Source organism: Kineococcus glutinatus (assembly GCF_039542765.1).
In the GTDB taxonomy this organism is placed as follows: Bacteria; Actinomycetota; Actinomycetes; order Actinomycetales; family Kineococcaceae; genus Kineococcus_A; species Kineococcus_A glutinatus.
Genome location: NZ_BAABIL010000156.1, coordinates 1 through 5,884, shown reverse-complemented (window position 1 = coordinate 5,884; position 5,884 = coordinate 1). Strand labels below are relative to the sequence as shown.

At 77.3% G+C, this 5,884-nt stretch carries 5 protein-coding genes and 1 tRNA gene; 3 read left to right on the top strand and 3 right to left on the bottom strand.

All coding sequences use genetic code 11. The annotated features are described in order from the left end of the window. Positions 1–82: 82 nt before the first annotated feature. Complete coding sequence (locus ABEB16_RS06780) at positions 83–553, bottom strand: GatB/YqeY domain-containing protein (protein WP_345711498.1); 471 nt, start codon at positions 551–553, stop codon at positions 83–85. Between the two features lie 272 nt (positions 554–825). On the opposite strand from ABEB16_RS06780, the gene ABEB16_RS06775 reads away from it, so the two are divergent. The 3 genes from ABEB16_RS06775 to ABEB16_RS06765 all read left to right on the top strand — a co-directional run bounded on the left by ABEB16_RS06775 (position 826) and on the right by ABEB16_RS06765 (position 3,217). Continuing rightward, a complete protein-coding gene (locus ABEB16_RS06775) occupies positions 826–1,743 on the top strand; it encodes a metallophosphoesterase (RefSeq protein WP_345711497.1) in 918 nt (305 codons plus the stop codon). A 92-nt stretch (positions 1,744–1,835) separates the two neighbouring features. Beyond that, a tRNA-Pro gene (locus ABEB16_RS06770) sits at positions 1,836–1,912 on the top strand. Between the two features lie 108 nt (positions 1,913–2,020). After that, complete coding sequence (locus ABEB16_RS06765) at positions 2,021–3,217, top strand: PP2C family protein-serine/threonine phosphatase (RefSeq protein WP_345711496.1); 1,197 nt, start codon at positions 2,021–2,023, stop codon at positions 3,215–3,217. An 8-nt stretch (positions 3,218–3,225) separates the two neighbouring features. Here the strand turns inward: ABEB16_RS06765 and ABEB16_RS06760 are convergent, their stop codons facing one another. Both ABEB16_RS06760 and ABEB16_RS06755 read right to left on the bottom strand, forming a co-directional pair. Continuing rightward, positions 3,226–4,284 (bottom strand): acyltransferase family protein, encoded by a 1,059-nt coding sequence (locus ABEB16_RS06760; RefSeq protein WP_345711495.1) that lies wholly within the window; start codon positions 4,282–4,284, stop codon positions 3,226–3,228. Between the two features lie 128 nt (positions 4,285–4,412). Next, a partial coding sequence (locus tag ABEB16_RS06755) for a PP2C family protein-serine/threonine phosphatase (RefSeq protein ID WP_345711494.1) occupies positions 4,413–5,884 on the bottom strand: 1,472 nt, incomplete at its 5' end.

The following is a 5,884-nucleotide window of genomic DNA, read 5'->3' as shown; positions in this document are numbered from 1 at the left end:
CGCACGACGGCCCCCGCGGCGAGCAGCCGCGGGGGCCGTCGTGCGTCCGCGGCGGGTGCCGGGCCGGACGGGTCCTGCGAGGTCAGCCCTGCAACCGGCCGCGCACCAGCGCGGCGACCTTGCCGCCGTCGGCGCGCCCGGCGACCCGGGCGCGCACCGCCGTCATGACCGCGCCCATCGCGCCCATCCCGGTGAGGCCCTCCCCGGTGGCGGCGATGACGGCCTCGTCGACGATGACGGCGAGCTCCTCGTCGCCGAGCTGGGTGGGCAGGTAGCCCTCGATGACGGCGAGCTCGTCGCGCTCGCGCTGCGCGGTGTCGGCCCGGCCGGCGCCGTCGAAGGCCTCGGCGGCCTCCCGGCGCTTCTTGGCCTCCTTCTGCAGGACCTTCAGCACCTCGTCGTCGGACAGCTCGCGGGCGGCCTTGCCGGCGACCTCCTCGGCCTTCACGGCGGTCAGCGCCATGCGCAGGGTCGCGGCGCGCAGCTCGTCGCGGGAGCGCATCGCCGTCGTGAGGTCGCTCTGCAGGGTGTCCTTGAGGGAGGTGCTGGGCATGGCCCCGATCCTCCCACCCCACCCGCTCCCCGCCTCCCCGCGCCTGCGCTGAGCGCCCATCTCCCCGCGCCCATCTCCGGGTTCGGGTGCTCATCCGACCACCGCTGGGCACCCATCTCCGGGTTCGGGCGGCCGGCGACCCCCTCTCCGCCGCCCGAACCCGGAGATGGCCGCCCGAGGGGGGCCGCCGCGCGGGGAGAAGGCGGGGAGGTCCGGCGGGCGGGCTGCGGGCGCCGTGCGGGGGCGGCTGCGCCGGGTGTCAGGATGGGCGGATGCGCCGCTCCCTCGCCGCCCCGCTCGGCCTGCTCGGCGCCACCGCCGCCCTCGGCGCCGCCGGGCTGGGCTACGCCGCCGGCTACGAGGTCAGGGCCTTCCGGCTGCGCCGCTTCGACGTGCCCGTCCTGCCCGCCGGCGCGGACCCGATCCGGGTGCTGCACGTCTCCGACCTGCACCTGGTGCCCACCCAGCGCCGCAAGCGCGAGTGGGTGCGCGCCCTGGCGGGGCTGCAGCCCGACCTCGTCGTCGACACCGGCGACAACCTCGCCCACCCCGAGGCGGTGCCGGCGCTGCTGGACGCGTTCGAGCCGCTGCTGCACCTGCCGGGGGCGTTCGTGCTGGGCTCCAACGACTACTTCGCGCCGCGGCCGAAGAACTGGGCGCGCTACCTGCGCCGCAACCGCCCGATCCCCGAGCCCGAGGGGCCGCGGCTGCCCACGGCGGAGCTCGTCCGCGCCCTCACGCAGGCGGGCTGGGCGGACCTGACCAACGCCCGCGCCACGCGCGCCGTGGCGGGCCGCACCCTGGAGTTCGTCGGCGTGGACGACCCGCACCTGGGCTACGACCGCTACGAGGAGGTGGCCGGCCCGCCGTCGCCGGGGGCGGACCTCACGATCGGTGTCACGCACGCCCCCTACCGGCGCACGCTGGACGCGATGGTCGCCGACGGCTTCCCGCTCGTCCTGGCGGGCCACACCCACGGCGGCCAGCTGTGCGTGCCGGGCGTGGGGGCGCTGGTGACCAACTGCGACCTGCCCCGCCGGCAGGCGAAGGGGCTGTCGACGTGGCGGGTGCCGGGCGGGCCGCAGGCGCAGCTGCACGTGTCGGCGGGCCTGGGCACGTCGCCGTACTCGCCGGTGCGCTTCGCCTGCCACCCGGAGGCCAGCCTGCTCACCCTGGTGCCCGCCGCCTGACCGGTGCCCGACGCCCCGCCCGTCCGGACCCCGGGTGTCGGCGGCGGTCGCGGGATCGGCTATCCTCGTGGAGCGCTCGTCCGCGGGCGCACCGGGGTGTGGCGCAGCTTGGTAGCGCGCTTCGTTCGGGACGAAGAGGTCGCAGGTTCAAATCCTGTCACCCCGACCAGCAGCACGAGGGGCCCGGTACCGCGCCAGCGGACCGGGCCCCTCACCGTGCGACCCCGTGACCGCCGCCACACCCCACCGGTGCGGCGGGTATCCCTAGGGTGTGATCGTGGCCGAGAACCGACGCGCGGACTTCGCCGCCCCGCTGGGCGCCGTGGAGGCCAGGACCCCCACGGCCGCGGTCGAGGTGTTCGCCGACGCGCTGGCCCGGCAGGTCGGCGCCGAGCAGGTCAGCTTCCTCATCACCGACTTCGTGGGGCAGGCGCTGGTGCGCCTGGTGCAGTCCGGCGCGCAGGGCCCGCGGCAGGGCGCCGCCGAGCAGGTGCCCCTCGACGCCGCCCTCCCGCACGGGCGGGTGGTCGTCGAGCAGCGGGTGCAGGTGCTGCCCGAGGGCGACGGGGCGCGGGTGCTGGCCCCGGTGAGCGCCCGCGGCGACGCGATCGGCGTGCTGGAGCTCGTGCTCCCCCGGCGCCCCGACGAGCAGGCCGTGGCTCTCGTCGCCTCCGCCGCGCACGCCCTGGCCTACGTGGTGACCACCGAGCGCCGCCACACCGACCTGTACGAGTGGGGCCAGCGCAGCCGGCCGGTGTCGCTGGCCGCGGAGATCCAGCGGCAGCTGCTCCCCGACGCCTTCACGTGCGAGACGGGCCGGTTCACCCTCGCCGGCTGGCTGGAGCCGGCCAGCACGGTGGGCGGGGACACCTTCGACTACGCCCTGGACGCCGACCGGCTCTACGTGTCGATGACCGACGCGATGGGCCACGACGTGGAGGCCGCCCTGCTGGCCACCCTGGCCGTGGGCAGCCTGCGCAACAGCCGCCGCGCCGCCTCCGACCTGGCGGCGATGGCCCGCACCGCCGGCGACGCCATCGCCGAGCACCACGACGGCATGGGGTTCGTCACGGGCCTGCTCCTCAGCGTCGAGCTGGCCACCGGCGCCGTGCAGGCCGTCAACGCCGGTCACCCGCACGCGCTGCTGCTGCGCGGGGACCGGGTGCGCGCCGTGGAGCTGAAGCCGGACCTGCCCCTGGGGGTGCAGGCGGGCACCGGCTACCGGGTGCAGCACTTCCAGCTGGAGCCGGGGGACCGGCTGGTGCTGCTGACCGACGGGATGGTCGAGCGCAACGCGCGCGACGTGGACCTGCCCGGGCTGCTCCTGCAGCACCGCGACGCCCACCCGCGCCAGCTCATGCAGATCCTCACCGCCGCGGTGCAGCGGGCGGTGGGCGGTGCGGACCTCGTCGACGACGCCACCGCGATGTGCCTGCACTGGCACGGCGGCGAGGACCGGGCCGCGCCCGCCTGAGGGGCCGCTCAGGCGGCCGGTGCCTTCGGGGCCTCCACGACCCGCCCGGGGCGGTGGCGCCCCGGTGGGGCGAACACCCCGGGCGTGCCGCGCAGCAGCCGCCAGGTCAGCAGCGAGAAGGCGGTCGCCGCGACCGCCAGCGCCAGGGGCAGCACGACGGTGGCGGGGGCGAGGGCCGCCACCAGGGACGGCGAGCGCGAGGCCAGGCCGCACAGGACCGCGATCGGCAGGTAGTGCACGAGGTAGACGGCCAGCGTCCGCTCGCCCAGCAGGCGCAGCGACCGGCCGGCGCGGGAGCCGGCCAGGACCGCGGAGAGGCCCACGCCGGCGACGACGGCGAGCGGGGCCAGCGCGACCGTCACCAGGCGCCCGGCCGGCAGCAGGTCCGCGACGAGGGCCGCGCCCACCACGACGACGGCGGTGGTGCAGGCGGCCGTCACGCGCCCGGTCAGGCCCGCCGCGCGCTCCAGCACCACCGCCCGCAGGTGGAGGGCCGCGAAGAACCAGAAGACGTTGGACCCCGTCTTGTCCCAGCCGGTGTCACCCGTCGTCAGGACGCCACCGGTGAAGAGCACCGACACGAGCGCGGAGGCGGTCAGGGGAGCCCACGGCGGCAGCCGGCGGCCCGCCCACGCGGCGGCGGAGTACAGGACGAGGGCGTAGAGGAACCACAGCCCCCCGTTGGGCCGGGCGAACATGAGCACCGGCTCGCGCCAGTCGGAGGGGTCGCTCGTCGGCAGGACCCACGGGACGAGCTGGAAGACCCCGAAGCGGACGAGGGACCACGCGACGTACAGGTACAGCAGGGGCAGGACGCGGCGGCGGAGGAGCTCACCGGCCGGGGCGGTCAGCAACCACCGACCGAACAGCCCCGAGGTGAAGAAGAACAGCGGCAGGGCCGCCGACAGGCTCAGCACGCGGGTGGCGTCGGCCTGCCAGCCGACCGCCAGGCCGAGCGGGGAGAGGAAGAGCGCGGCGTGGTAGACGACCACGCCGAGGATGGCCAGGCCCTTGGCCACGTCCACCCAGCCCAGCCGCGCCGCGGGTGCTTCGGGAGCCGTCGGCACGCCCAGGACCTCCCTGCTGCAGCGAGCGGCGCCGGGGGTGCGCACCGCGCGACCGGCCCGGCCGCGGCCAGATGCTAGCCGCAGCGCCCGGCCGGGCGCCGCCCTTTCCCCCGCTCGTGCGCCCCGCCTCAGACCGCGACCGGCGGGTGCGGCGGCACCCACCCGGGCCCCGCCTCGGGCGGGCGGGGGCGGTCCTCCGGGTGCAGCCGGACGGCGACGAGGGCCACGTCGTCCTCCGGCTGCGCGGGCAGCAGCCGGGCGAGCACGCCGTCGCACAGCTCGTCCAGGCCGGCCCCGGCGAGGTCGGCGACGGCCTCCCGCAACCGCAGCAGCCCCTCGTCGAGCGGCTGGCCGCGCCGCTCGACGAGGCCGTCGGTGTACAGCAGCACGGTGGAACCGCGCTCGACGGGGACCTCCTCGTCGGTGCGGGGGAAGTCGGGGGCGATGCCCAGCAGCAGGTGCGCGCGCCGCCCGTCGAGCGTGGCGACGGCGCCGTCGGGGGTGAGCAGGAGCGGTGGCGGGTGGCCGGCGTTGGACCAGCGCAGCCGGGTGCCGCCGGCGCCGTCCCGCTCCAGCCGGGCCACGACGGCCGTGGCGGTGGTGTCCACCGCCAGGCCCTGCATCGCCGCGTCGAGGCTGGACAGCACCGCCGCCGGCGACGCCCCGGTGGCGTAGGCGATGCCGCGCAGCAGGCTGCGGACCTGGCTCATCGCGGCCGCGGCGGCGATGTCGTGGCCCATGACGTCGCCGATGACGAGGACGGTGCCGCCGTCCGGCTGCACGAACGCGTCGTACCAGTCGCCGCCGACCTGCGCGGCGGCGGCCGCCGGCTGGTAGCGCACCACGACCTGCACGTGGTCCGGCTCGACGGGCGCGGTGAGCAGGCTGCGCTGCAACCCCTCGGCCATCCGCTGCTGCTGGGAGTACAGGCGGGCGTTGTCCAGCGCCAGCCCCGCCCGGTCGGCGATCTCCAGGGCGGTCAGCAGGTCCTCGTCGTCCAGCGGGCCGCGCTCGGCGCCGCGGAAGAGCGTCACCAGGCCGACGGTGCGCCCGCGGGCGCGCAGCGGCAGCGCGGTGAGCGAGGCGGGGGCGAGGTCGGTGATGAGGTCGCGCGCCTCGCCGGGGGCGAGGAGCCCCAGCAGCGCCTCGGTGGCGCCCTCGGCGATCGTGACCGGCAGCCCCGTCCGGCGCGCCTCGTGGAGGTAGGACGTGGGGCTGAGCGCCGGCAGCCGGGCGGCGCGGTAGCGCAGCACGGTGCTGCGCATCCCCTCCTGCACGTGCCAGGAGGAGATGTCGCGCAGGGCGCCGCCCTCGTCGACGGCGGTGACGATGCACCAGTCCGCGAGGGCGGGCACGAGGTGCGGTGCCAGCCGGGCGACGGCCTCCTCGGGGTCCAGGGTGGCGGACAGGTCCGCGCTGGTGCGCACCAGCAGCTGCAGCCGGCGCGCGGTGGCCTCGGCGGCGGACCTGCTGGCCTCCGCGTGCCGCAGCGCCTCCTCGGTGGCGCGGCGCGCGGCCTCGGCCTCCTGCCGGGCCCGGCGGCGGGCGGTGATGTCGAGGAAGTACACCGACAGCCCGTCGGGGCCGGGCCAGGCCCGCA

Excerpts from the sequence above, each read along its gene's own strand:
- ABEB16_RS06780 (WP_345711498.1), bottom strand. The coding sequence starts at position 553 with ATGCCCAGCACCTCCCTCAAGGACACCCTGCAGAGCGACCTCACGACG.
- ABEB16_RS06775 (WP_345711497.1), top strand. The coding sequence starts at position 826 with ATGCGCCGCTCCCTCGCCGCCCCGCTCGGCCTGCTCGGCGCCACCGCC.